This window comes from Bacillus spongiae, assembly GCF_037120725.1.
In the GTDB taxonomy this organism is placed as follows: Bacteria; Bacillota; Bacilli; order Bacillales; family Bacillaceae_K; genus Bacillus_CI; species Bacillus_CI spongiae.
On record NZ_JBBAXC010000016.1, the window covers coordinates 79,287 to 104,737 of the forward strand.

At 37.3% G+C, this 25,451-nt stretch carries 19 protein-coding genes and 1 other annotated feature; of the genes, 13 read left to right on the forward strand and 6 right to left on the reverse strand.

All coding sequences use genetic code 11. The features are described from left to right. Window positions 1-190: 190 nt before the first annotated feature. The 4 genes from WAK64_RS17435 to murC all read left to right on the forward strand — a co-directional run bounded on the left by WAK64_RS17435 (window position 191) and on the right by murC (window position 6,634). A complete protein-coding gene (locus tag WAK64_RS17435) occupies window positions 191-991 on the forward strand; it encodes a DUF1444 domain-containing protein (RefSeq protein ID WP_336588277.1) in 801 nt (266 codons plus the stop codon). Between the two features lie 197 nt (window positions 992-1,188). Next, window positions 1,189-3,996 carry a DNA translocase FtsK gene (locus WAK64_RS17440; RefSeq protein WP_419465966.1) on the forward strand — a complete coding sequence of 936 codons (2,808 nt, stop codon included), beginning with the start codon at window positions 1,189-1,191 and terminating at the stop codon, window positions 3,994-3,996. A 37-nt stretch (window positions 3,997-4,033) separates the two neighbouring features. Beyond that, a complete protein-coding gene (locus WAK64_RS17445) occupies window positions 4,034-5,134 on the forward strand; it encodes a nicotinate phosphoribosyltransferase (protein WP_336588278.1) in 1,101 nt (366 codons plus the stop codon). A 183-nt stretch (window positions 5,135-5,317) separates the two neighbouring features. Continuing rightward, window positions 5,318-6,634, forward strand: a complete 1,317-nt coding sequence (gene murC, locus WAK64_RS17450; protein WP_336588279.1) for a UDP-N-acetylmuramate--L-alanine ligase — start codon at window positions 5,318-5,320, stop codon at window positions 6,632-6,634. A 66-nt stretch (window positions 6,635-6,700) separates the two neighbouring features. Here murC and WAK64_RS17455 read toward each other — a convergent pair whose 3' ends face one another. Continuing rightward, window positions 6,701-7,816, reverse strand: a complete 1,116-nt coding sequence (locus WAK64_RS17455) for an aminopeptidase (RefSeq protein WP_336588280.1) — start codon at window positions 7,814-7,816, stop codon at window positions 6,701-6,703. A gap of 220 nt (window positions 7,817-8,036) precedes the next feature. On the opposite strand from WAK64_RS17455, the gene WAK64_RS17460 reads away from it, so the two are divergent. The 3 genes from WAK64_RS17460 (at window position 8,037) to ytxJ (ending at window position 9,556) form a co-directional block, all read left to right on the forward strand. Continuing rightward, window positions 8,037-8,540, forward strand: a complete 504-nt coding sequence (locus WAK64_RS17460; RefSeq protein ID WP_336588281.1) for a DUF948 domain-containing protein — start codon at window positions 8,037-8,039, stop codon at window positions 8,538-8,540. Between the two features lie 22 nt (window positions 8,541-8,562). After that, the gene (locus WAK64_RS17465; RefSeq protein WP_336588282.1) at window positions 8,563-9,090 is read left to right on the forward strand and encodes a YtxH domain-containing protein; all 528 of its coding nucleotides are present in this window, start codon (window positions 8,563-8,565) and stop codon (window positions 9,088-9,090) included. Between the two features lie 154 nt (window positions 9,091-9,244). Further along, the gene (ytxJ, locus tag WAK64_RS17470; RefSeq protein ID WP_336588283.1) at window positions 9,245-9,556 is read left to right on the forward strand and encodes a bacillithiol system redox-active protein YtxJ; all 312 of its coding nucleotides are present in this window, start codon (window positions 9,245-9,247) and stop codon (window positions 9,554-9,556) included. Window positions 9,557-9,628: 72 nt separating this feature from the next. On the opposite strand, the gene WAK64_RS17475 is transcribed toward ytxJ, so the two are convergent. Further along, entirely contained in the window at window positions 9,629-11,782 is a 2,154-nt protein-coding gene (locus WAK64_RS17475; protein ID WP_336588284.1) for a cell division protein FtsA, read from the reverse strand. Between the two features lie 235 nt (window positions 11,783-12,017). Here WAK64_RS17475 and WAK64_RS17480 point away from each other — a divergent pair, with 235 nt between their 5' ends. The 4 genes from WAK64_RS17480 (at window position 12,018) to motS (ending at window position 15,963) form a co-directional block, all read left to right on the forward strand. Beyond that, the gene (locus WAK64_RS17480) at window positions 12,018-13,094 is read left to right on the forward strand and encodes a bifunctional 3-deoxy-7-phosphoheptulonate synthase/chorismate mutase (protein WP_336588285.1); all 1,077 of its coding nucleotides are present in this window, start codon (window positions 12,018-12,020) and stop codon (window positions 13,092-13,094) included. Between the two features lie 253 nt (window positions 13,095-13,347). Then, window positions 13,348-14,346, forward strand: coding sequence for a catabolite control protein A (gene ccpA / locus WAK64_RS17485; RefSeq protein ID WP_336588286.1), 999 nt, complete (start codon window positions 13,348-13,350; stop codon window positions 14,344-14,346). A 59-nt stretch (window positions 14,347-14,405) separates the two neighbouring features. Next, the gene (gene motP / locus WAK64_RS17490; RefSeq protein WP_336588299.1) at window positions 14,406-15,227 is read left to right on the forward strand and encodes a flagellar motor protein MotP; all 822 of its coding nucleotides are present in this window, start codon (window positions 14,406-14,408) and stop codon (window positions 15,225-15,227) included. Next, window positions 15,217-15,963, forward strand: coding sequence for a flagellar motor protein MotS (gene motS, locus WAK64_RS17495; protein ID WP_336588287.1), 747 nt, complete (start codon window positions 15,217-15,219; stop codon window positions 15,961-15,963). The genes motP and motS overlap by 11 nt, the downstream gene beginning before the upstream one ends. A gap of 247 nt (window positions 15,964-16,210) precedes the next feature. On the opposite strand, the gene WAK64_RS17500 is transcribed toward motS, so the two are convergent. From WAK64_RS17500 to WAK64_RS17510, 3 genes are read right to left on the reverse strand one after another with little or no spacing between them, the layout of a single operon-like run. Continuing rightward, window positions 16,211-17,383 carry an acetoin utilization protein AcuC gene (locus tag WAK64_RS17500; RefSeq protein ID WP_336588288.1) on the reverse strand — a complete coding sequence of 391 codons (1,173 nt, stop codon included), beginning with the start codon at window positions 17,381-17,383 and terminating at the stop codon, window positions 16,211-16,213. After that, the gene (locus WAK64_RS17505) at window positions 17,380-18,021 is read right to left on the reverse strand and encodes an acetoin utilization AcuB family protein (protein WP_336588289.1); all 642 of its coding nucleotides are present in this window, start codon (window positions 18,019-18,021) and stop codon (window positions 17,380-17,382) included. The genes WAK64_RS17500 and WAK64_RS17505 overlap by 4 nt, the downstream gene beginning before the upstream one ends. Window positions 18,022-18,054: 33 nt before the next feature. Further along, window positions 18,055-18,687: a GNAT family N-acetyltransferase gene (locus WAK64_RS17510; protein ID WP_336588290.1), complete on the reverse strand. Its 633-nt coding sequence runs from the start codon at window positions 18,685-18,687 to the stop codon at window positions 18,055-18,057. A gap of 226 nt (window positions 18,688-18,913) precedes the next feature. On the opposite strand from WAK64_RS17510, the gene acsA reads away from it, so the two are divergent. Beyond that, window positions 18,914-20,632, forward strand: a complete 1,719-nt coding sequence (gene acsA / locus WAK64_RS17515; RefSeq protein ID WP_336588291.1) for an acetate--CoA ligase — start codon at window positions 18,914-18,916, stop codon at window positions 20,630-20,632. Window positions 20,633-20,733: 101 nt separating this feature from the next. Here acsA and WAK64_RS17520 read toward each other — a convergent pair whose 3' ends face one another. After that, window positions 20,734-23,631 (reverse strand): transglycosylase domain-containing protein, encoded by a 2,898-nt coding sequence (locus WAK64_RS17520; RefSeq protein ID WP_336588292.1) that lies wholly within the window; start codon window positions 23,629-23,631, stop codon window positions 20,734-20,736. Window positions 23,632-23,775: 144 nt separating this feature from the next. Next, window positions 23,776-23,992: a binding site (T-box leader), on the forward strand. A gap of 63 nt (window positions 23,993-24,055) precedes the next feature. On the opposite strand from WAK64_RS17520, the gene tyrS reads away from it, so the two are divergent. Beyond that, on the forward strand, window positions 24,056-25,318 hold the full coding sequence (gene tyrS, locus WAK64_RS17525) for a tyrosine--tRNA ligase (protein ID WP_336588293.1): 1,263 nt from the start codon (window positions 24,056-24,058) through the stop codon (window positions 25,316-25,318). Window positions 25,319-25,451 lie beyond the last annotated feature (133 nt).

The window sequence follows — 25,451 nt, forward strand, 5'->3', positions numbered from 1 at the left end:
TAGAAATAATAGTTTGAATCTTGGAGCGAGAATGATCTGTTTGAGCTCATAAAAAGAACAATCGATATAAACATAATAAGCGAAGAAGGGAAATCCGATGTAGGTGGTCATTGCTATGGCTTTGGGATGTCCCTTCTTTTGTTGTACAATGAAACTTAAGTGCTGACGATGTGAAAATTGGAGGAAAACAATGGATACAAATAAAATGAAAAATCTATTACAGGAAAGGCTCAATAAGGAAAATCGAAAAATTACGTTTGATCGAGAGAAAGATACATTACGCATTGAAAATGAACAAACTGGGAAAGGAATTTCGATTTCTTTACCAGGAGTTGTTGGACGATATAATGAAAAGAAAGACGTTGCGATTGACGAAATTGCCTATTATGTAGAGGAAGCACTTAAGGTAATGGGGAAAGATGTTACATTGAATAAAAAAGAACGTAGTATTTACCCTGTTATTCGGTCTACATCGTTTCCTAAAGAATCCTCTGAGGGGTCAACCTTAATAAGTGATGATCATACTGCAGAAACGCGTATTTATTATGCTCTAGATTTAGGGTCTTCTTATCGACTTATTGATGAGAAATGGTTAGAAAAAGAAAAATGGAGTAAGGACAAAGTACGTGAAGTAGCCCATTTTAACCTTCGTTCGCTACCCACTGCATTAAAAAAAGACGAGGTGGCTGGAAATATTTTTTATTTTTTGAATAAAAAAGACGGGTATGATGCTAGCCGTATTTTAAATGAGCATTTCTTGAGAAAAATGAAGAAGGAAGTGGTTGGAGAAATGACCGTTTCTGTCCCTCATCAAGATGTTCTAATTATAGGTGATATACGGAATGAAACGGGATATGATATCTTGGCGCAAATGACAATGAGCTTTTTTACAACGGGGCCTGTCCCAATTACCGCACTTTCATTTGTTTATGATGATAGTGAATTAGAGCCGATATTTATACTTGCAAAAAATAAAAAAGAGAAGGAATAGTTTTAGTGGCCGGTTCGAAAAAAATTAATATAGCTGACACAAGTGTGAGCGCATTTTTTAACAGAAGAACTGGCTATCGCTTTTTTTTCGTTTTTTGGGAAGAATCGTTTTGATATTTCTCTTTTTCTATCATTTTTTTCGAAATTATCTTGTAAACTGATACAATGAAAGTGATTCTAATAGAAAGAGTGATCAAGTTGAATTGGATCAAAAGAATGTTTCAACTCTCAAAAGCAGAAGAGAAAATGACATCTGATTTCAAATATGGACAGGTTGATGCAAATCAAGATCAAGTATCTTCTGTTAAAAATGAAATCGAGACAAAAATGAGTTACCAATATCCAAAAGGAGAGTTTCGATTTCCACTAATCCCTGATCAAAAAAAAGTACGTTCTAAACCTAATAATGACCAAATACAATCTGACGTGCAAGATCAACATCAGGAGAAACAGAAAAAAGATAGTACATATGAAGAAGAAAAACGTGAAGTAACTCATACGTATAAACGCCCGTTTACTCCTACTCATATTCCAAGTCCAATATATGGATTTAAAGAAAGACCAACAAAACAAAAAGAAATATATTATGAGCTAGATTCTTCAGAATCTGCTCAAACGGAATCGCTACCAGAAACGGGAGTACCGTTACCATTAGAGCGACAAGCTGAAGATAGAGTACAAGAGACACAGCCTACTATTGGTTTAGATTATTCTTCAGAATCTGCTCAAACGGAATCGCTACCAGAAACGGGAGTACCGTTACGATTAGAGCGACAAGCTGAAGATAGAGTACAAGAGACACAGCCTACTATTGGTTTAGATTATTCTTCAGAACCTGCTCAAACGGAATCGCTACCAGAAACGGAAGTACCGTTACCATTAGAGCGCCAAGCTGAAGATAGAGTACAAGAGACACAGCCTACTATTGGTTTAGATTATTCTTCAGAACCTGCTCAAACGGAATCGCTACCAGAAACGGAAGTATCTTTACCATTAGAGCGCCAAGCTGAAGATAGAGTACAAGAGGCACAGCCTGCTATTGGTTTAGATTATTCTTCAGAACCTGCTCAAACGGAATCGCTATCAGAAACGGGAGTACCGTTACCATTAGAGCGCCAAGCTGAAGATAGGGTACAAGAGACACAGCCTACTATTGGTTTAAATGCCGAGGTAGACCAGTCATCAATAGAGAAAGAGGAAGCCTATAGTGAGGATGGATCAGAGGTAAGGGAGACTGCTGATGCTTTGGAACTTATTCCTGAAACGAATAACTTGGACACACAGGTGGAAGGGCTGAGACAAGATTCCACTGTGTCCTCTATGGAAAAGTCAGCAGATTCAGTTAATCATGGTATAGAGGAACCGCAACATAATCAAGTATCGTCAAAGCCGTTACATTCTCAACAGAGAAAAGAAGAAAAAGTGGAAAGCGTGCAAAAGAAAAAAATGAATCGCCACGTGCCATTTAATGTGTTTATGTTAAACCAAGATCGGGAGCGACTTGCTGCCAAAAAAAAAGCTGATGCAGTAAGTAAACAAATAGAATCAAAAAAGGCTACAACAAGCCATAATCAAATAGATGAAACGCCAAGGACAGATAGTTATCAGTACCCTTCACTAGCAGTTCTTAGCCCATCGATACGCCGAGAAGAGGATCAACAATGGTTACTCTTACAAAGTGAACGGTTAAATACAACATTAACCAACTTCAATGTAAAAGCAGCAGTGGTTAATGTGACACAAGGACCATCAGTAACCCGGTTTGAAGTACAGCCTGAGCCGGGTGTTAAAGTGAATAAAATTACTAACTTAAGTGATGATATTAAATTAAGCTTAGCAGCTAAAGACATTCGGTTAGAAGCACCGATTCCAGGGAAACATACTATTGGGATAGAAATACCAAATGAAAAAAGCCGCCCTGTGTTTATCCGTGAAATTATTGAAAGTGATGAGTTTAAACAGCATACTTCCCCCCTAGTCACAGTATTAGGACTTGATATTTCTGGGAAACCTATTGTAACTGATTTAAAGAAAATGCCACATGGGCTAATTGCAGGTGCAACCGGTTCAGGAAAAAGCGTATGCATCAATTCAATCATTGTGAGCCTTTTATATAAAGCAAGACCAGATGAAGTAAAGCTATTATTAATTGATCCTAAAATGGTTGAACTTGCACCATATAACCAGATTCCTCACCTTGTAAGTCCAGTTATTACGGATGTGAAGGCTGCAACAGCTTCTTTAAAGTGGGCTGTGGAGGAAATGGAAAGGAGATATGAATTATTCGCACACACGGGTGTTCGTGATATTTCCCGATATAATGATTTAGCAATTAAAAATGGGAAGAAAGAAATGAAACTACCTTTTATTGTCATTATTATTGATGAGCTAGCTGATTTAATGATGATGTCCCCAGGTGAAGTGGAAGAATCAATTTGTCGCATAGCACAAAAAGCTAGAGCTTGTGGAATCCATTTGATTATTGCAACTCAACGTCCATCCGTCGATGTCATTACGGGATTAATTAAAGCTAATGTTCCTACACGAGTAGCTTTTTCCGTTTCCTCTCAAGTAGACTCTAGGACGATTATTGACATAAGTGGTGCGGAACGTTTATTAGGAAAAGGAGATATGCTCTTTTTAGAAAACGGCTCATCAAAATCAATTCGTCTTCAAGGAACGTTTGTGTCAGATGAAGAAATTGAGGAAGTCGTGAAACATGTACGTTCTCAACAACAACCTCATTATTTATTTCAACAAGAGGAATTGTTAGCGAAAGCAAATATTCAAGACGAAGAAGATGAATTATATTACGATGCCTGTGAATTTGTCATAAATCAAGGTGGTGCTTCTGCTTCTCTTCTTCAAAGACGTTTTCGTATAGGGTATAATCGTGCAGCGCGACTCGTTGAAGTAATGGAGGAACAAGGAATCATTTCAGAGGCTAGAGGTAGCAAGCCTAGGGAAGTATTGGTTTCTATTGAAGAGTTAGAACATATTCAGTAATGTGATGTTGATTTGAAATAGAAGGAGATCTATGAGAATGAAAGAGATTGAATTAAAACTAAAAGGTGAAATCAAAAGATTGACTAATCAAACATTCAAATTTGATGAGCGAGTGAAAGAAGGCTGGTTTTCTGCTGTTTACTTCTTAAAGACAAGAGAGATAGCGAAAAAATTTAAACCTGACCGAATGGTAACAATGCAATTCTTTCAAAAAGAGCATGCGGTACTGTGCGGGACAGATGAAGTAATAGCACTGCTGCATACTTTCTCTGACAACCCAGGTAATTTAGAAATTCATTCGTTAAAAGATGGTGATAAAATCTCTCCATTTGAAACTGTCTTGACCATTAAAGGTTATTACCAGGATTTTGGTTACTTAGAAGGAATGATTGATGGTATTTTAGCAAGACGTACATCTGTTGCGACGAACGTGTATAATGTGACAAAGGCTGCTGGGATCTCAGGAAGGCAAAAGCCAGTCATTTTCATGGGTGATCGTGATGATCACTATACACAACAAGCGGGAGACGGCTATGCGGCATTTATGGGTGGATCAACCGCACAAGCCACTCATGCAATGAATGAATGGTGGGGGAAGAAAGGGATGGGAACAATGCCTCATGCCCTAATTCAACTATTTGATGGTGATATTGTGTCAGCGACAGAGGCGTATCAAGCAACATTTCCTGAGGATGACTTAATTGCCCTCGTAGACTATAATAATGACGTGATTACCGATTCTTTGAAAGTAGCGAGAGTTTTTGGTAACAAACTAAAAGGCGTAAGGGTTGATACATCACGAACATTAATAGATAAATATTTCTTAAGAAATCAACACGTATTAGGGACGTTTGACCCGCGTGGAGTCAATGCAGAGCTTATTTTTGCCTTACGAAAAGCATTGGATGCAGAGGGGTATCAACATGTTCAGATTGTTGTTTCTGGTGGTTTTAATGAAAAGAGAATTACCGATTTTGAGAAAAATGAAGTACCTGTTGATGTATATGGAGTAGGTGGCAGTTTGTTGAAAATTGGAATAGGTTTTACAGGAGATAATGTATTAATCAATGGAAAAGACGAAGCCAAAGCAGGAAGAAAGTATCGACCAAATCCCCGATTAGAAAAAGTAGAAATATAAAAACATCATAACGTATTAGGGAGTTTTATGACAATTTACAAACGAAGTTGGTACAATCATGGTCAGTCTTTTATAATAATGATATAATAGTGGAATATGAAACGGACTGTCTGTTGAAGATAAACAAAATTACATTGTTTTCATATAATGCTTACAGATAGACGATTGTTGGAGGTTCAATTTATGACTGTATACCATTTCATAGGTATTAAAGGTTCTGGTATGAGTGCATTGGCCCAGATTTTGCATGACATGAATTATCAAGTTCAAGGTTCAGATTATGATAAATATTTTTTCACACAAAAATCTTTAGAAGAGTCTGGTATTAAAATACTACCTTTTAATGAAGATAACATTCATGAAGGAATGACGGTTATTGCTGGAAATGCATTTCCAGATACTCATGAAGAAGTTGTGCGGGCAAAGGAGCTCAACCTACCTGTATTAAGGTATCATAAGTTTTTAGGAGAATTTATGAATCGCTTTACGAGTATAGCTGTTACTGGTGCTCATGGAAAGACATCTACAACAGGACTATTGGCTCATGTGATGGAAGGGATTAAGCCTACATCTTATTTAATTGGAGATGGGACAGGAAAAGGTGTGGAAGATGCTCAATATTTTGGCTTTGAAGCATGTGAATATCGCCGCCATTTCTTATCGTATTTCCCTGACTATGCCATTATGTTGAATATTGACTTTGATCACCCTGATTATTTTGCTAATATTGATGATGTTTATTCAGCATTTCAAGAAATGGCTATGCAAGTTAATAAAGGGATTATTGCATGTGGAGACGATGAACACCTTCAAAAAATACAAGCAAAAGTTCCTGTGATTTTTTATGGTTTTGGAGAGGTAAATGATTTTCAAGCAAGGAATATTACCATCAATGAGAGTGGAACAACCTTTGATGTATTTGTTCGGAATAATGCTTATGCTACTTTTACTATTCCCACATATGGTAACCATAATATCCTTAATGCATTAAGTGTAATAGCACTTTGTCATTATGAAGATATCGATAAAGAAGCTGTTCAGGAACGATTATTGAGCTTCAAGGGAGTAAAACGACGTTTTACAGAGAAGCAGCTAGGGAACCAAATTATCATTGATGATTATGCCCATCACCCAACTGAAATTCATGCGACGATTGAATCGGCGAAGCAAAAATACCCAAATCGTGAAGTAGTCATTGTTTTTCAACCACATACCTTCACAAGAACACAAACATTTTTAGCAGATTTTGCGGATAGCTTAAGTCAAGCAGATAAAGTGTATCTTTGTGAAATTTTTGGCTCTGCTAGGGAGAATCATGGGAAATTATCGATAGAAGATTTAAAAGGGAAGATTAATGATGCTGAGATTATAGAGGAAGAGGATACGACGGCACTTCTTCAGCATGAAGATGGAGTGATTATCTTTATGGGAGCAGGAGATGTTCAAAAATTTCAGCAAGCATATGAAAATATGTATAACGGGAAGATGAAAACAAGCTAATTTTCTCAAGTAGGAAATCTATTAGGATAGAGAATGAAAAAAGACTGGGATTCCCCAGTCTTTTTCTTATTTTAAGTTTTCAGGGTTTAAAGCTTCTAATTCAGGAATCACAAATCTTCCATCTTTTCTAATTAACACATCATCAAAATAGATTTCTCCACCACCGTAATCAGGACGCTGGATATTGACTAAATCCCAGTGAATGTTTGAGTGATTGTCATTGAATGCCTCATCGTAGCACTGTCCTGGAGTAAAGTGGAAGCTACCATCTATCTTCTCGTCAAATAAAATATCCTGCATTGGATGAAGTATATATGGATTTACTCCTATTGCGAATTCCCCTACATAACGAGCTCCTTCGTCTGTGTCAAAAATTGAGTTAATTCTCTCCGTATCGTTTGCTAAGGCTTCAACAATTTTCCCGTCTTTAAACGTTAATTTTACATTTTCAAATGTAAATCCATGATATGGCGATGGTGTGTTATAAGTAATGGTTCCATTGACAGTATTTTTAACAGGTGCCGTATAAACCTCTCCATCGGGGATATTAAGATGACCTGCACATTTTACAGCAGGAATATCTTTTATTGAGAAAGATAATTCTGTTCCAGGTCCTGTAATTCTTACCTTATCCGTACGATTCATTAATTGAACTAATCCATCCATTGCCTTATCCATTTTAGCGTAATCTAAATTACACACATCGAAATAAAAATCTTCAAATGCTTCCGTACTCATGTTTGCAAGCTGTGCCATCGATGCATTTGGATAGCGAAGCACTACCCATTTTGTTTTAGGTACGCGAATATCCCGATGTACTTTTTTCATAATGGTTTCACCATGAATTTTCATTTTACTTGCCGGTACATCTGCTTGCTCATTAATATTATCACCGGAGCGTAATCCAATATAGGCATCCATGTTCTCCATGACATTTGACTCAAAGCTCGCCATCATATCATATTGTTCATTTGTGGCTCCAAATAACAAGGCTCTGTCAATTGAGGAATCTTTTAATGAGACGAAAGGATGTCCTCCAGCTAAGTATGCTTCTTTTACTAAAGCGATAACTAGTTCCTTTTGTAATCCGAAGTTTTCAATTAATACTTTTTCTCCTGGTTGTAATTGAATAGAATATTGAATTAGATTCTTTGCTAATAAGCTAATTCTTGGGTCTTTCATTTATGTAACCTCCTTTATACTATAGCTTTTTTATTGTACCTGATATTGTGAAGAAGTGGTACTTTTCGTTATGTTTGTTCTTTAATAGGAGTCGATGTTATCAAAATGTAATATTTAAAATAAAATACCTGCAGGAAAAAATGGTATTAATAGAGAAATGAATAATTAGTTTTAATGTTACAATATACGGGTACTGTATTGATAAGTAGGAGGTGGAATTTTGATTATTATTTTATATGTTAGTGTGGCGATTATCGCTGTCGCTTTCTTAATTTTGGTCATATATTTGGCTAAAACCTTATCATCCCTTCAAGAAACATTAAAAAGTGTTTCAAAAACGCTGGACGGATTTGAAGTTCAGTTGAGAGGGATTACGACAGAATCAACAGACCTACTACATAAGACGAATCAACTTGCTGAAGATATACAAAAAAAATCAGATGATTTGAACTCAGTAGTTGATGCTGCAAAAGATGTAGGTAAGTCGATTCAGGAATTTAATTCATCCGTTCGTAAGGTTACAAATGCTGTTACTCAACAAGTTGAAAACAATAGTGAAAAAATTTCTCAGGTTGTTCAATGGAGTAATGTTGCTATGGAGTTACGTGAGAAGTGGAAATTAAGAAAAACAGAAAAGCAAGCACAGGATCAGGCCCCCCCTGCTTCCCAAGAAAAAGATGAGGTTTCCCGTCGGGGGCGTATTTTTCAGCGGTTAAATCAATAATTTAAATAGGGAGATGAATAAAATGTCAGTAGAAAATCAAAACCAACTTCCAAATCCAGAAGGTGAGATCATTCAATCTAAAGATCAATCAGTAGCTACTTCAGAGAATGCAAAGGCGAAAGATTTCTTTATAGGTGCACTTGTTGGAACGATTGTTGGTGCCTCGACAGCATTGTTTTTAGCTCCTAAAGCCGGAAAAGAATTACGAAATGATGTGAATACTCAAGCGTCTAATCTTAAAGCAAAAACAACTGTTTTAAAAGATTCGGCTGTGGAGAAAGGGAATGACTTAGCAGCTGCTGCAAAAGAGAGAACAGCAATCATTAAAAAAACTGTTCAAGAATCTAATTTAGTTGAGAAAGTAAAAAAGATGAGAAACATGAAGGAAGATTCAATTCCGGAAGAATCCAAAATCAATGCTGAAGATAATACCCCAGTTGGAGAAGAAAATCGATTAATAGACAATTCATCCTCCCCTAATTTGACTGAAGAAGTTAATACAGAATCAATGGTAGACAGTACAGAAACTGAGAAGAATATCGTTATTTAATTTGAAGGTCCTTAAATGAATAGGTGAAGGACAAGGCGATGAAATTTATTCATCGTCTTTGTTATTTAAACGTTATAAATTTACACTTTCAACTAAATAATAAATTCTAGAGAGTGAAAAAATGGTGAATAAAACATAAGATGGAGTGTGACCGATGCAAAAAGTACAGAGTGTTGAAGAATTTGAAAACTTATTAGAACAAGAAGGTCGTTTTTTCTTTTTCAAACACAGCTTAACATGTCCGATCAGTGGCAATGCTTACAATCAATATCAGACGTTTACAAGTGGAATAGATGAACCAAGTTATTATTTAGCAGTGCAAGAAGCAAGAGCATTATCTAATTATATTGCCGAGAGGTTTGGCATTCGACATGAGTCACCACAAGCTTTTTTATTTGAAAAAGGAGAGCCTATTTGGAATGCTTCTCACAATCGAATTACAAAAGAAGCACTTATGAAATTATAAAGTTATTTGGTGAAAGGTTTCTAGTGTAGAAAGAGAGGGGAGGAAATCATCCCCTCTCTTTCTTACTTTAGGTTAATGGATAGCATCAGGCCAGTGAATTTCTAATGCATCACCAGCTTGAATTTGGTTGTAAAAGGTTGTTGCTTCCCCGTTTTTTAGTAAATGAAAGTTTCCCCCTGCATTTTTCGGCATATTCACTTCAATATGCCTGAATAAATCTTGGAAGATAAAATTAGAGTTTTCAAGTGTTTTGTATGAAATGGAATCACCTGAACAAATGATTGAATGATCCTCTAATTCTTCTCCATTCCTATAGGCTACGATTTGTTTCTTTGATAATTTTACTTCTTGTCCATTAAACGTAATGACGATATGTTGGTCTCTAGGTAAATATTTTTTTTCACAAATGTCCTTCCAAGTTACTTCTTTTGGAGAAATGAAGTTAATTTTATCTCCCTCGCTAGGAATATAGCTTGATTTTACTTCTTGTCCATTAGCCATTACTTTGCTTGAGAAAATGGGGAAATAAGTCTTTTTTCCATTAAGAATGATGTGAAATTGGTGTAGTGATACTTGCCAAGACTCTTGATTGTTCTGGATTAAATCTCTTAAAGAAGAGTGTTCGATAATGGTTATATTATCTCTATCGATTACGGGTTCGTTTTTCTCAACCTTTTCACCATTTTTTAATACAGTGACAGGTATTTGAATCAGTTTATCATTAATATATATAGTTTTCGGGCATGAATAATCAACTAAGTCGCTAATCGTAATGCTAGCTGAAAGTCCATCTTTTCCTGTTTTAATCGTTAATTCATCATTATTTGAAATCGGCGTATCGAATGAGCAAGGTTCCCCATTAATTAAAATAAGGGGTGCTTCACCATATTGGCCAGGGATGGTTACCGTTTGATCATTTATTTGTATCATCATAGCCATCCCTGGTTTACCATATAATTTGGAAATTTTTAAGCCCGTGGCTAATAGACAATCTCCTACCGTCAGCGTTTTAACTTCAAATAAACGAACCGGTTGACTATTCACATAGGCTGTTACATATTGAACAGGTGCCTTCTTTGCTGCAATGGCAATACCAATCGGTGTAACGAGCTCAGGTCCGTATTTTTCTTCAGTATTGAATTCAATGTGTTCAATGGCACTGATTCCTCTAAGAGCAACACGATTTTCTGGAAGATTAAGCGCAGTTGCTAAATAGCTTGCTAACTCAGGCGTTTGACTACCTCCTCCAACGAGCATAACGGCTTTAGGGGGCCGACCTTGATTTAATTGGGTAATTTCCGTTGCAATGGTGTGGGCTAAATGGTGTATGGAGTTTGATATTTGTGCTATTAACTCATTTCTTGATATTTTTGAGGAATAGCCTAAAATATCGGTATACTCAATCGAGTCATTTTCTGAAACGGATCGCTTCGTTATTTCGGCAGAAGGAAAATCTAGTAAAAGGGCATCACTAATTGCCTCTGTAATTTCATCCCCAGCTGTTGGGACCATTCCGTAGGCTGTAATGGTTCCCCCTTCCGTTATAGCAATATCAGACGTACCTGCTCCAATATCAATGAGAGCTACATTTAAGCGTCTCATCGAAGGTGGTATTAACACATTGATAGCCGCAATTGGTTCAAGAGTTAAAGCTTCCATTTCTAAGTTTGAACGTTTGAGGGCAGAAAGCAATGATTCAACGACAATTTTTGGTAAAAAAGTGGCAATAATTTTGACCGTAGCGGTATGACCTTGTTGATCAACAAGGCTGCCAATTTCTTCATCATCTAATTTAAAATGAAGAACAGAATAACCAACGCAATAGTAGTGAATACTATTTTCTGCCTGTTGTTTTTCAGCAGCAAGTGCTTGAGCCTGTTGAACTGCACTTAGTTCTAAATGGAGAATGTCATCTTGCGTCATTAAAGGTTTTCCATGTATATCAATGGATGATTGAGCCAATTGGGTTTTTAATGCACGACCAGCAGCAGCTACGCATACTTTTGTAAGAGGCCCATGTCTTTTTTCCAATTGTTGTTTCACTTTTATAATGGTTTCACTTACTGCTAAAACATCATGTATTTGGCCATCTACCATTGCGCGTTCTTTATGTTCAATAGAAAGTACTTCAACAATCTTGAAAAAGTTATCTTTTTCTTCTAAAATAATCCCAACTACCGACCTCGTCCCTATGTCTAACGCAAAGATCTTTTTCTCTGTTTGCATGTTGTCCCCCACTTTTATAATTAGTAATTTACTTTAACGCTTAAAAGCGTTTAATAATTAAAGAATTTTTCGTGACATTTGATTATATATGAATTATAATGTTTTTTATCATCTATTTTAAAAGTATCATAAATTGTCGGATTGAAAAATATCATATCCGGTTATATCATGTGATAATAAGTATAGTGTTGTTTTTTCAGTTAATGTGTAAATGAATTTGGAAAGGGTGCTTAAAGTGAGCAATCAAGAATTAGATCAACTTAGAAAACAAGTCGATGAAATGAACTTAAAACTATTGGAGCTTATAAATGAAAGAGCGACAATTGTCCAAGAAATCGGGAAAGCTAAAGAAAAACAAGGGATGAATCGATATGATCCTGTTAGAGAAAGAGGTATGTTAGACCTTATTACCGATCATAATGATGGACCATTTGAAAATTCAACTATTGAACATATTTTCAAGGAGATTTTTAAAGCTGGATTAGAATTACAACAAGACGATCATCGTAAAGCATTACTTGTATCTAGAAAGAAGAAGCCAGAAGACACGATTGTTGATATTAAAGGAGACAAAATTGGTGATGGACAGCCACACTTCATTTTCGGTCCATGTGCAGTTGAATCCTACGAACAAGTTAAAATTGTCGCAGAGGCCGTCAAGTCAAAAGGATTAAAATTACTTCGCGGTGGTGCGTTTAAACCACGTACTTCTCCATATGATTTCCAAGGACTAGGCTTAGATGGTTTAAAAATTTTAAAACAAGTGGCAGACGAATATGATTTAGCAGTAGTTAGTGAAATTGTTAATCCGGCTGATATTGAGAAAGCAATTGATTACATTGATGTCATTCAGATTGGTGCTCGAAATATGCAAAACTTCGAGTTGTTGAAAACTGCAGGAGCTGTGAATAAACCAGTATTACTTAAGAGAGGTTTAGCAGCAACAATTAGTGAATTCATTAATGCTGCTGAGTATATTATTTCACAAGGAAATGAAAACATTATTCTTTGTGAACGAGGCATAAGAACATATGAGAGAGCAACACGTAATACCCTTGATATTTCAGCAGTTCCAATCTTAAAACAAGAGACACATTTACCAGTTTTTGTTGATGTTACTCATTCAACAGGTCGTAGAGATTTATTACTACCAACAGCGAAAGCCGCAATTGCAATCGGGGCTGACGGGGTAATGGCAGAAGTACATCCAGACCCTGCTGTAGCACTTTCAGATTCAGCACAGCAAATGAACTTAGATCAATTTGACCAGTTCTATTCTGAACTGCAAAAAGGGATTTCAATTCGCTCATAAAAGCTCCTTAATGGAGCTTTTTTTGATGCAACAATTTATGTGTATATGACGATTTACACTTCCTACAATGTACCTCAATTAGACTTTTCTAGTTGATTATGTGAAAAATATATCAAAATAGGGTGATATTCATTGAAGTTCTAGGAACACTATCGTATTATAAAAAGCATTAAATGAAATTATACGTAGCGGAATGCTATTTTTGATATAGTGTAAAATACATACTAAGGATATAAAAGGAGTGTTCTTTAAAATGAATGTAACCATATATGATGTAGCTCGTGAAGCGAACGTATCCATGGCTACTGTTTCACGTGTAGTCAATGGAAACCCAAATGTTAAACCAGCAACTAGAAAGAAAGTATTGGAAGTAATTGAGCGGCTTGGCTACCGTCCAAATGCTGTAGCACGTGGGCTAGCAAGTAAAAAAACAACGACTGTCGGTGTAATTATTCCCGATATTTCCAATATCTTTTTTGCTGAATTAGCAAGAGGAATCGAAGACATCGCGACAATGTATAAATACAACATAATTTTAAGTAATTCAGATCAAAATAAAGAGAAAGAATTACACTTATTAAATACGATGTTAGGCAAACAAGTAGATGGAATTGTTTTTATGGGTGGAGACATTACAGAAGAGCATGTTGCTGAATTTGAGCGTTCTCCTGTCCCAATTGTTTTAGCTGGTTCAGTTGAAGAGACGAAAAAGGTTCCATCTGTAAATATTAATTATGAAATAGCAGCTTACGATGCAGTACAATCCATGATTGAAAAGGGACATACAGAAATTGCATTTGTAAGTGGACCTTTTCACGATACCATTAATAGGCTTTATAAGCTTGAAGGATATAAAAGGGCATTATCAGATGCAGGTCTTCCTTTCCGAGAAGAATATATAATTGAAGGTGACTATACGTACGATGCTGGAATAGATTCATGGGGTAAGCTGAGTGCGCTAGATAACAAACCTACTGCTATAATTGTTGGGAATGATGAGATGGCTCTTGGTGTGGTTCATGGAGCTCAAGATAATGATGTACGTATTCCTGAACAGTTAGAAATCATTAGTTTTGATAATACAAGGCTCGCCTTAATGGTAAGGCCTCAGCTAACAAGTATTGTACAACCATTATATGATATTGGGGCTGTGGCCATGAGATTATTAACAAAATATATGAATAAAGAAAAAGTTGACGAAAATATTGTCGTACTTCCTCATAGAATTGAGTATCGTAACTCAACAAAATAATGGTTTTGTCGATATATAGAATATAGACAAACAATTATTTGATTCTGGGGAGAGAAATGATGAAAAAGCTAGATGTTTTTACGCCAGTTGGACTAGTAATAGGGTTAGCCTTTATCGCATTTGCAATTATTACAAATGGTGGAGTGACTGGGTTTCAATCATTCATTGATATTCCTGCTGTCATTGTAGTATTTGGTGGTCTAATTTCAGCGATACTCGTAAGCTTTTCCTTAAAAGAACTAAAACGAATGATTCCGGTCATTAAAAAAAGTTTTCAAAAGGAAGAGTTTGACTTGAAAGGACTTGTTCATACGTTTGTGACTCTTTCTGAAAGAGCAAGAAGGGAAGGGCTATTAGCTCTAGAAGCAGAGGTCGAAGATGTCGATGACCCTTTTATTAAAAAGGGGGTATTATTAGCTGTTGATGGCATTGAGCCTGATGTCATTGTGGATATTATGAATGCTGAGATTCTTGCATTAGAAGATCGTCATCGCCAAGGAAGAAGTATATTAGAAAAAGCAGGAGAATATGCACCTGCCTGGGGGATGATTGGAACCCTGATTGGTCTCGTTCTAATGTTAAAAAGCTTAAATGACCCGACTACTTTAGGACCAAACATGGCAATTGCCTTATTAACAACGTTATATGGAACTTTATTGGCAAACTTAGTATTTATTCCAATGGCATCAAAACTTCAAGCGAAAACGGAGAAAGAAATATTTGTTAAGCAAATTATTATTGAAGGTGTAATTGGGGTTCAATCTGGACAAAATCCGAAAATTTTAGAAGAAAAATTAAGCGTATTCTTGCCTAAATCACAACGAAGAGATGAAGAAAGTAATGAGATGGATGGGCAGGAGGCTATCATGAATGAAGCTTAATCGCAAACCTCTTAAACAACAAAAGGGTGCGCCAAGATGGATGGTTACATTTTCGGATTTAACCACTTTAATCCTCGTGTTTTTTATTCTGCTATTTTCCATGTCACAAATTGATATCGTCAAATTTAAGGCTATTGCGGATTCTTTTAAACAAAAGCAAATATTAGAATTCTACCCTTCAGTTATTCCGTTAGAAAACCCTTCAGCCTCTCCAGATGTTCACAAAAAAGATGAAATGCTGGACCCTGGTGAGAATCAAAAAGTGGAAGACGGTGTAAATTCATTAAATGAGCTACTGTCTGAAATTAACGAATTTGTAGATGATCAAAACCTTAGTGAAGTTGCGGTGGCAACTCGGACTGAACGCGGGGTAGTATTGGTGCTCCAGGAACAAATCCTATTTAATTCTGGTGACGATACTTTAAGAAAAGAGGCTTATCCATTACTTCATAAAGTAGGGGACTTGTTAACGAAAATTCCAAATGGTGTTAAAGTTGTAGGACATACGGATAGCCGTCCGATTAACACGTATAAATACCCTTCAAACTGGGTTTTATCTGGTGCAAGAGCAGGGAGCGTTATCGAATTTTTAGTGGTGAACGAAAATTTGGACCCATCCCGATTCGCTCTTGAAGGATATGGGGAAACACGACCGATAGCTCCTAATGATAGTCAGGATAACCTACAAAAAAACCGACGTGTTGAATTAGTTATTTTAGATCCTGAAACTAATTGAAAAATATTATGCAATGATGAACTGCACCCTACCCTAATACAATGGCAGGTGCAGTTTTCTTTTGGGGAAAATGAGAACCTGCTACACAAGTTCAGATGTGTTCAATTCATTATTTTATCTTAATGGGCTTTATTACGAAATGTTATGATGGTTACTTAAATCGAGTAAGAAACAACGGATTAAGGGAAAGAAGGAATTAAATATGGGGAAGTGTCTCAGAAGGAGTTTCCCCATACTTAAGGGTATATTAAACGGACCTTTGGTTTGTTTGATATTTTTTTATTGGATAGAGTAACTTTGAGACAGTTTGGGCATTTTTATCTGTTATTTCATTTTTTCTTGGAATAGGTTTATACATATCAATGGCATCAGTCCAATGAGTCGGTAATGGGACCGGTGATTGTTGTTGATATTGTTTAATCCAATCAGAAGGAACTTTGTTCGTGTTTAAATGCTGATCGCTCATTTCTAACCATAATAAGGACCAAGCTCTCGGAACAACTCGCCAAATATCATAGCCTCCGCCTCCTACAGCAATCCACCTTCCTTCGCAATATTGATGAGCAAGTTGATGAGCGAGCTGAGGAATACGTTTGTAAATATCAATGGTTGAATTTAAATGTGTCAAAGGATCATAAAAATGGGCATCTGCTCCATTTTGTGTAATAATCACGTCAGGCTTAAAGTAAGCTGTTACTGCTGTTAAAGCTTCTTCATAGGATTGTATCCAAGATTCGTCCTCCGTAAAAGCATCTAAAGGAATGTTAAAACAATAGCCATACCCTTTTCCACTCCCTCTCTCGTTCACTTGTCCTGTACCCGGAAATAAATAACGTCCAGTTTCATGAATCGAAAAGGTGCAGACATTAGGGTCATCGTAAAATGCCCATTGAACTCCATCACCATGATGTGCATCGGTATCGACATATAAGACGCGAGCATTATATTTTTCCTGCATATATTTTATCGCAACGGAACTATCGTTGTAGACGCAGAAACCAGATGCTTTCCCACGAAAGCCATGATGGAGCCCTCCACCAAGGTGCAGAGCATGCTTCGCTCTACCGCTCATTACTTCTTCTACGGCCTTCAATGTACCTCCTACAAGGAAAGCACTGGCTTCATGCATGTTAGGGAAGATGGGCGTGTCCTCTGTTCCTATTCCATAATTTTCCGAAGTTTCTGAGGATAACTCCCCTTTTCCTGCTAATTTGACAGCGTTTACAAAATCGCTGTAATGAATGGAACAAAGCTCTTCATCTGTCGCCATTCGAGGAGAAATTATATCTTGGTCGCCAATAGCGCCCATACTTTTTAAAAGGTCCACTGTTAGCTTTAAGCGAAATTGATTAAAGGGGTGCTCCTTTGAAAAACAATAAGAAAGCAATTCATCAGAATATACAAAAACAGCATTTTTCATGAGGTAACACCTGGCATGTTAGGCCACAAAACAATATGACCCTCTTTTTTCAAACTATGTAATAAAGGCAGCGGATTCATCGTTTGAATACGAAATACTAGTATTTTATATTTTTCATCCTCGGAATCAGGGTACACAAGGACGCTATGAATATTAACGTTGTGCTCGTTTAAAATGCGGACGACGTTAAATAACATGCCAGCCTTGTTTTGCACTTTTACTTCAAAATGAGAACCAGGCTGATGTGCTCCAGTTAGCTCGATTAAAGTGTGTAGTAAATCCGTTTCAGTTATAATACCCACAAGCTTATCTTCTTTAACAATAGGTAGGCAGCTTATTTGGTATTCATAAAAGAGGGCAGCCACTTCTTCAACAAAATCAAGAGGGTGGCCAGTAATGACATTTGTTGTCATAATTTGCTTGAGTGGTTTTTTAAATTCTTCAACAGAGTGTTTGTTAAAGGTTGAAGGAGTGGCTTCTTTTACATCACGATCACTGATAATGCCTACAAGCTTATTTGCTGTACAAATTGGGATGTGACGAATAGAGTGAGCTCGCATTACTTCAATTGCTTTTTGAATGGTATCTTCAGGAGTTAAAACAGTTATATTTGTCTTCATTACTTGTTCAACAATCATTGTCAAATCAACCCCTTTTGTGTGAATTTCTCTCTAATACATGAATCGATTCATAAATCGTAATCGGTCAAACTGTTGGATCGCCTCTGGAGGAATCCGCTTTCCAATGCGCGCCATTAAACAGTTGGCAGGATGTGAACTAATCTCAGGGTCATCTGTAGCAAACCACTCTAAACCCCCAGCATTCATCATCTTTTCCATTACTTTACGATATTCCCAAATGTTAAGCCCTGTTCCTTTTAAATCCCAATGCCAATAATACTCTGTTGTTATGATTAAATAGTCTTCCATGGCGTCATCCATCATGGAAACCTTCAATAAGTTCTTCCCGATTGAGTATCCTCTGAATTTACGAATGACCTCAATAGCACCTAATTCAAGAAGTTCCTCCATGTTTCCTTGCGACCATCTTTCTAAAGGATCAGGATACAAATACGTTACATACCCAATAATGGTATTATGCTGACGTGCAATGATGATTCTACCTTCTGGAAGATCGGCAATTTCAACTAGGGCCTTATGCTGTTGAACAGGAGGGCGAAAAGCGACTAAATCTTCATGAAATTCAAAAGATGCTAGTTTCTTAGAGGAAATGGGGCCTTCGATGACAACATTTCCGTAGGGTGTTTTTAGCTCTGCTGCATTATACGTTTTCTTGTGTTCCATTAGGTCACCACCTTGTTTTTTAGATTCGGCTATTTTCAAGTGCATACTGCTAACCTTGAGTCATGAAGCTCTTCTAATCTTATTATACATGAATATATTAAAAATAAAGCGTTTTCAGATAATATTAGAGTAAGTATAGAGAGTGTTTATATTTTAAAAATTGTGAAAATACCAGTATTATACTATAATAAATATAATAATTTCAAAAAAGAGGGGAAGGGAATAAATGAATATGGAAGCGCTACCAAGTATGAAGGGGAATTATAATTTAAGAGATTATGACTTAGTGGCTGGTGAGTTTGACTGGAAGCAAGTAGAAGAAGAATTTACTTGGTCACAATCCGGTCGAGTAAATATGGCCTATGAAGCAATTGATCGACATGCCGAGTCTTTCCGAAAAAATAAAATCGCTCTTTACTACCGTGATCATGAACGAGATGAAAAATATACGTATAAAGAAATGAAGGAGTACTCTAATAAAGCAGGTAACGTGTTGAGAAAATACGGGAACGTTGAAAAAGGGGATCGCGTCTTTATTTTTATGCCAAGATCACCGGAGCTATATTTTGCCGCACTAGGAGCGATAAAACTAGGAGCCATTATTGGTCCTTTATTTGAAGCATTTATGGAAGGAGCTGTAAAGGATCGGTTAGTAGACAGTGAGGCAAAGGTTCTAATTACAACACCAGAGCTTTTACAACGTGTACCTATAGATGAGCTACCTGCATTAAAACATGTCTTTCTTATAGGAGAGTCAGTTGAAGAAGACGATAAGTATATTGATTTTATAGAGAAGATGAAATATGCGGAAAAAAAGCTTCAAATAGAATGGATGGAACGGACGGAAGGCCTTGTTCTTCATTATACTTCTGGTTCAACTGGCAAACCAAAAGGAGTACTACATGTTCATAATGCGATGATCCAACATTACCAAACGGCGAAGTGGGTGTTAGATTTACAGGAAGAAGATGTGTATTGGTGCACAGCTGATCCTGGTTGGGTTACTGGCACCTCTTATGGCATGTTCGGTCCTTGGTTAGTTGGAGCATCTAATGTCATATTAGGTGGTAGATTTAGTCCTGAAAATTGGTACGAAACAATTGAAGAATATGGTATTACGGTTTGGTACTCTGCTCCAACAGCTTTCCGTATGCTAATGGGTGCAGGAGACGAGCTTGTTAAGAAGTTTGACTTTTCGTCGTTGCGTCATGTGTTAAGTGTCGGAGAACCATTAAATCCAGAAGTCATTCGTTGGGGAATGAAAGTGTTTCATTTACGAATACATGATACATGGTGGATGACAGAAACGGGTGGACAGGTAATTTGTAACTATCCATGTTTAGAAATTAAACCGGGTTCTATGGGAAAACCACTTCCAGGTATTAAAGCAGCAATAATTGATGACAACGGCCAAGAGCTTCCACCGAATCGAATGGGGAATCTTGCGGTGAAAAAAGGCTGGCCGTCCATGATGCACACAATCTGGAATAATAGTGAGAAGTATGCTTCTTACTTTATGGCAGAAGACTGGTATGTTTCAGGAGATTCTGCCTATATGGATGAGGATGGATATTTCTGGTTTCAAGGACGAATTGATGATGTCATTATGACCTCGGGAGAGAGGGTTGGTCCTTTTGAAGTAGAAAGCAAGCTAGTGGAGCATCCGGCAGTCGCTGAAGCAGGAGTAGTAGGTATTCCGGATCCCGTACGTGGAGAAATTATTAAAGCCTTTGTAGCTTTACGGGATGGGTATGAAGTTTCAGCCGAACTAGAGGAAGAAATCCGAATCTTTGTCAAAAAAGGCTTAGCGGCCCACGCAGCACCAAGGGAAATCGAATTTAGAGATAAGCTACCTAAAACAAGAAGTGGAAAGATTATGCGAAGAGTATTAAAGGCATGGGAGCTAGACTTACCTACTGGTGATCTTTCAACAATGGAAGATTAAATAAATGCTGTTTTGAACCTTCAACAGTTGTTGGAGGTTTTTATTATGAATAAAAAACGGATTCGAGAACTAATCTCGAATCCGTTGTAATGATATTACTTTTAAGGAGTATTCGTTGGTGCATTCCCGCCAGGAGTTGAGTTCGTCGTTGGTGCATTCCCCCCAGAAGGAGGGTCAGCTGGCTTGTCATCCTTAGGTGGTGGATCTGTTGGTTTATCGTCTTTCGGTTTCGGATCTTTTGGTTTCTCTTCTTCACCAATTTGGATAACATTTGAGTCTCCGGATTCCAGTCCAGCGACATCTACGGCAACGACAACATATTTGCCATCTCCAACCTTCACCTTTAAGGATTCATCCGCTTTAATACTTCCAACTTTTTTACGGTTTGAACCGTCTATTTGATAAACACGGTATCCGATAACATCTGAGCTGACCGATGTAGTCCAAGTAATGGATTTTCCAGATTCAGAAGCCTTCACTTTTCCTGGAGCTTTCCCATCATCTTTAATTTTATTATTTGAGACTAGTACATTCTCAAACCTTTTATCATTAGGGGGAATCAATTCTTCTGGATTGGCTGATAAACCAGCTAATACACGTGTCACAAAATCAGGGTTTAACACCACACCAGCCTCTGAAAATTCTTCTGGAGTAGAATCTAGTGCGATATATTTCTCGTCTCCAAGAGTGACGTAGCGGCTAGTAATTAAGCTATCATCGACTTGAGTTGGGACATATTTTGCATTAAATAGCCCTGAAGTCACTAAACCTGCATCGCTACATTCTTTTGATGGCAGCATACCTGATACGGAGCAGAACGAGCGAGAGACAATCCCTTCTGGTCGTTTAAAGCTCGCATCTGGGTCTACTAGCGATGGGTTTAGCTCGTAGGCTGAATTTAAGAGCTCCGACCAAAGCTTAATATTTCGAACACCATAATGCAACCCAACAGGTGTTTTCAATGAAGCTGGTTCATCGTACCCTACCCACGTACCAAAGGTGATATTTGGATTCGAGGCGATAAACCAATGGTCACCAAAAAATTGCGTTGTTCCTGATTTTCCTGCCCAGTCAGACCAATAGTTGAGGTAACTAGCAGCACTTTGTCCTGTTCCGCCAGATTTCATTGTGTCTCTCATCATCTCTAACATTAAATAAGCTGTTTGCGGAGAAAAGACTTCGACAGGCTCTGTTTTATTTTGATACATAATATTCCCATCACGATCAACAATCTTTTCAATCATATAAGCATCGATAAATTGGCCACCGTTGGTAAATGTAGTATACGCGTTAGCATTTTCTTCCAAAGTCACCCCAACAGTCATCGCGCCAAGAGAAAGTGATGGGTAATAATATTCTTCTTCTTCAAGAGACGTAAAGCCCATTTTGTCCAGATTTTTAGCAGGCAGTTGGTCTATAAATTTTAAATATGTTCTTCCGGCAGCTAGGTTGGTTGAACGAGCAACTGCTGATCTCGCAGGCATTAATCCATATACCGTACTAGTATAGTTTTTCGGATTCCATTTACCTGCTGTAAAACTTACATCGGGTACAGGCGTGTTAGGTGCAATTAACCCAAGCTCAAGTGCTGGAGCATAGACAATGAGGGGTTTCATTGTAGATCCATTTTGCCGTTCGGATTGTGTTGCATGGTTCTGTGCTTGTATATCATGGTCGCGGCCACCGACAAAGCTAAGGATTTTTCCACTAGAATTTTCAATCATAATGGCACCGACCTGAACGGGAGCATCTTTATTAATCGTCTCTCCTGTTTCAGGATCTGTTTCTTCAACCGTTCGAGTAGGATGATAGTCTGAAAAATCGTTCTTCGTCACCTGCATAGCATCGTATATATCTTTCATGATGGTCGAATGAATTTCATAGCCATTTTGACGCATATCTCGATCGGCAAGCGTAGTATACTTCTCTGCTAGCTCTCCATCCATTTGCAAATCTTCTTCTGTATAGCCGTCTTTTTCTGCCAGAATCGAAGCGATAATCTCTTTTGCTCTATTCTCTAATTCTTGCGTTAAATATGGATATTTTTCTGCAGGATTCTCTTTCGGCTTTATAAAATCTTTTACAATATCATAATTGACGGCATTATCGTATTCTTCTTCCGTTATATAACCTTCCTTTAGCATGCGGGCTAATACGGTTTTCATTCTTGTTAAACCAGGTTCAAGCCCTTCCGCACTTTTTAAGGTGCCGTCTTCAGACATGGTTGTATATGGTGTGTAAGAAAATGGGGCTTGTGGAAGTCCTGCAATAAAAGCTGATTGAGGTATGGTTAAATCTTTCGCATTGACCCCAAAAATCCCCTGTGCGGCAGATTGCACGCCAGCAATATTTCGGCCTGATGAATTTCGGCCTAAAGTGGCTACATTAAGATAAGCTTCAAGAATCTCTTCCTTCTCAAAGAAACGCTCTAACCGAAGGGCAAGTAAAATTTCTTTTGCTTTTCGCTCAAATGAGACTTCGTTTGTTAATACTTGGTTTTTAATTAATTGCTGTGTCAGTGTACTACCACCTGATTGAACGTTGGAATTAGTGAACTCTTGGAAAATAGCTCGAAGAATCGCTTTTGGGACGACTCCTTCATGCTCTTCGAAGTATTCATCTTCCGTGGCGATTACCGCATTAATTAAGTGCTCTGACACGTCTTCAATTTCTATTTCTTCACGCTCTAAATCAGTTCTGAGCTGTCCTAAAAATTGATTATCAGCAAAATATAATTTTGACGTTTCTTCATAGTTGTATATGTCTTTTTTCATACTATCGTATGATCGAATTGATTCGTCTTTCACGAGTGAAGCGAAATAGCCAGCCCCTACTCCTCCGGCAAATGTAAATCCCATCGTCATTAAGATGAGAAAAACAAGGAGTAAATTCCAAGTGACGCCGAATGTAATTCTCGTGCTTTTACGAACCTTTTTATTTTGAAAGAAATTAGTGACAAGACTGGCTTTCTCCTTGATTAGGTTCCATTTTTTATTCATTTATACAATCCCCCCGAAATCACATACATTATAGCATATTTTGTCACGCTGAATATGATAGGATTATTAAATTCATGATACATTTGACATTTACACTTACTTCATGTTAAATAACTTAATATATAATTATAACAAATGAATAAGAAACTGGCTATGAAAGGATGAAGTAGCGAGCATATCCCTGTTTTTAGAGAGCTGATGGTTGGTGAAAATCAGTACAAATATGCGAGTGAATTACCTCCTAGAGCTTTTACTGTGAATAATGATAGTAGTAGCAGTAAACGGGAAGACCGTTATTTTATGATGAGATGAAGAATTAGTTCTTTAAGTTGGGTGGTACCGCGCATATAGCGTCCCTGCATATTGCAGGGACGCTTTTTATGCTTTCAATACAATATAGAGTATTAGTAGGAGGAATTTAAAAATGGAATTATTGAGTGAGTTAGAATGGAGAGGAATCATATATCAACAAACGGACGAAGAAGGGCTAGAAAAGTTACTATCTGACGAGAAAATAGCGATTTATTGTGGTGTTGACCCTACAGCAGATAGTATGCACATCGGTCATTTACTTCCTTTCCTAACGTTAAGACGTTTTCAACTTCATGGACATACACCGCTAGTATTAGTCGGTGGGGCAACAGGTCTAATTGGGGATCCAAGTGGAAAGAAAGAGGAACGAAAGCTACAAACAATGGATCAGGTTGAACATAATGTATCTTGTTTAAAAGGACAACTCAAGCAAATCTTTTCTTTTGAAGGTGATAATGGTGCGGTTATGGTCAATAACTATGACTGGATTGGCTCAATGGATGTGGTGACTTTCCTACGTGATTTTGGTAAACATGTTGGGGTGAACTATATGCTTGCCAAAGATACGATTTCTTCTCGTCTCGATTCAGGTATTTCTTTTACCGAGTTTACGTATACCATTCTTCAAGCAATGGACTTCAAGCATTTATATGAGCATCATAATTGTAAGCTTCAAGTTGGTGGCAGTGACCAATGGGGAAATATTACGACAGGACTTGAACTTATTCGCAAGACTCAGGAAGAGGGAGCGAAAGCATTCGGTTTAACGATTCCACTTGTCACTAAATCAGATGGAACGAAATTCGGAAAAACAGAAAGTGGAGCTATTTGGTTAGACCCAGAAAAAACGACTCCGTATGAGTTTTATCAATTTTGGATTAATACAGCCGATGCAGATGTATTAAAGTACTTAAAGTTCTTCACCTTTTTGTCTAGAGAGGAAATTGAAGCATTAGAAGTATCGCTACAGGAAGAGCCGCATTTGCGTAAAGCACAAAAGGCGTTAGCTGAGGAAATGACAAAGCTCATTCACGGTATGGATGGATTAGAGCAAGCAATTAAGATTACAAATGCTCTCTTTAGTGGAGATGTGAAAAATTTAACATCATCTGAAATTAAACAAGGATTTAAGGATTTTCCTTCATTTCAACAAGATAAGGCAGAAGAGATTGGATTAATTGACTTGCTCATAGCTGCCAAGATTTCACCTTCTAAGCGCCAAGCACGAGAAGATATTCAAAATGGAGCCATTTATATTAATGGTGAACGTACGACGGAATTACACTACATCATAAAGGAATCAGATAAAATCGATCAACAATATACTATTGTTCGAAGAGGGAAAAAGAAATATTTTCTAGTTCAATATAAATAAAAAAATCTGCCGAGGTTCTGCACCCCAAAAGTTAGAGTTAAAAACTAATTTTTGGGGTGTTTTTGTATGGCAAAATATAGTGACGATTTAAAATTAACCATTGTTAAAGAATATCTAGAAGGACCAATGGGAT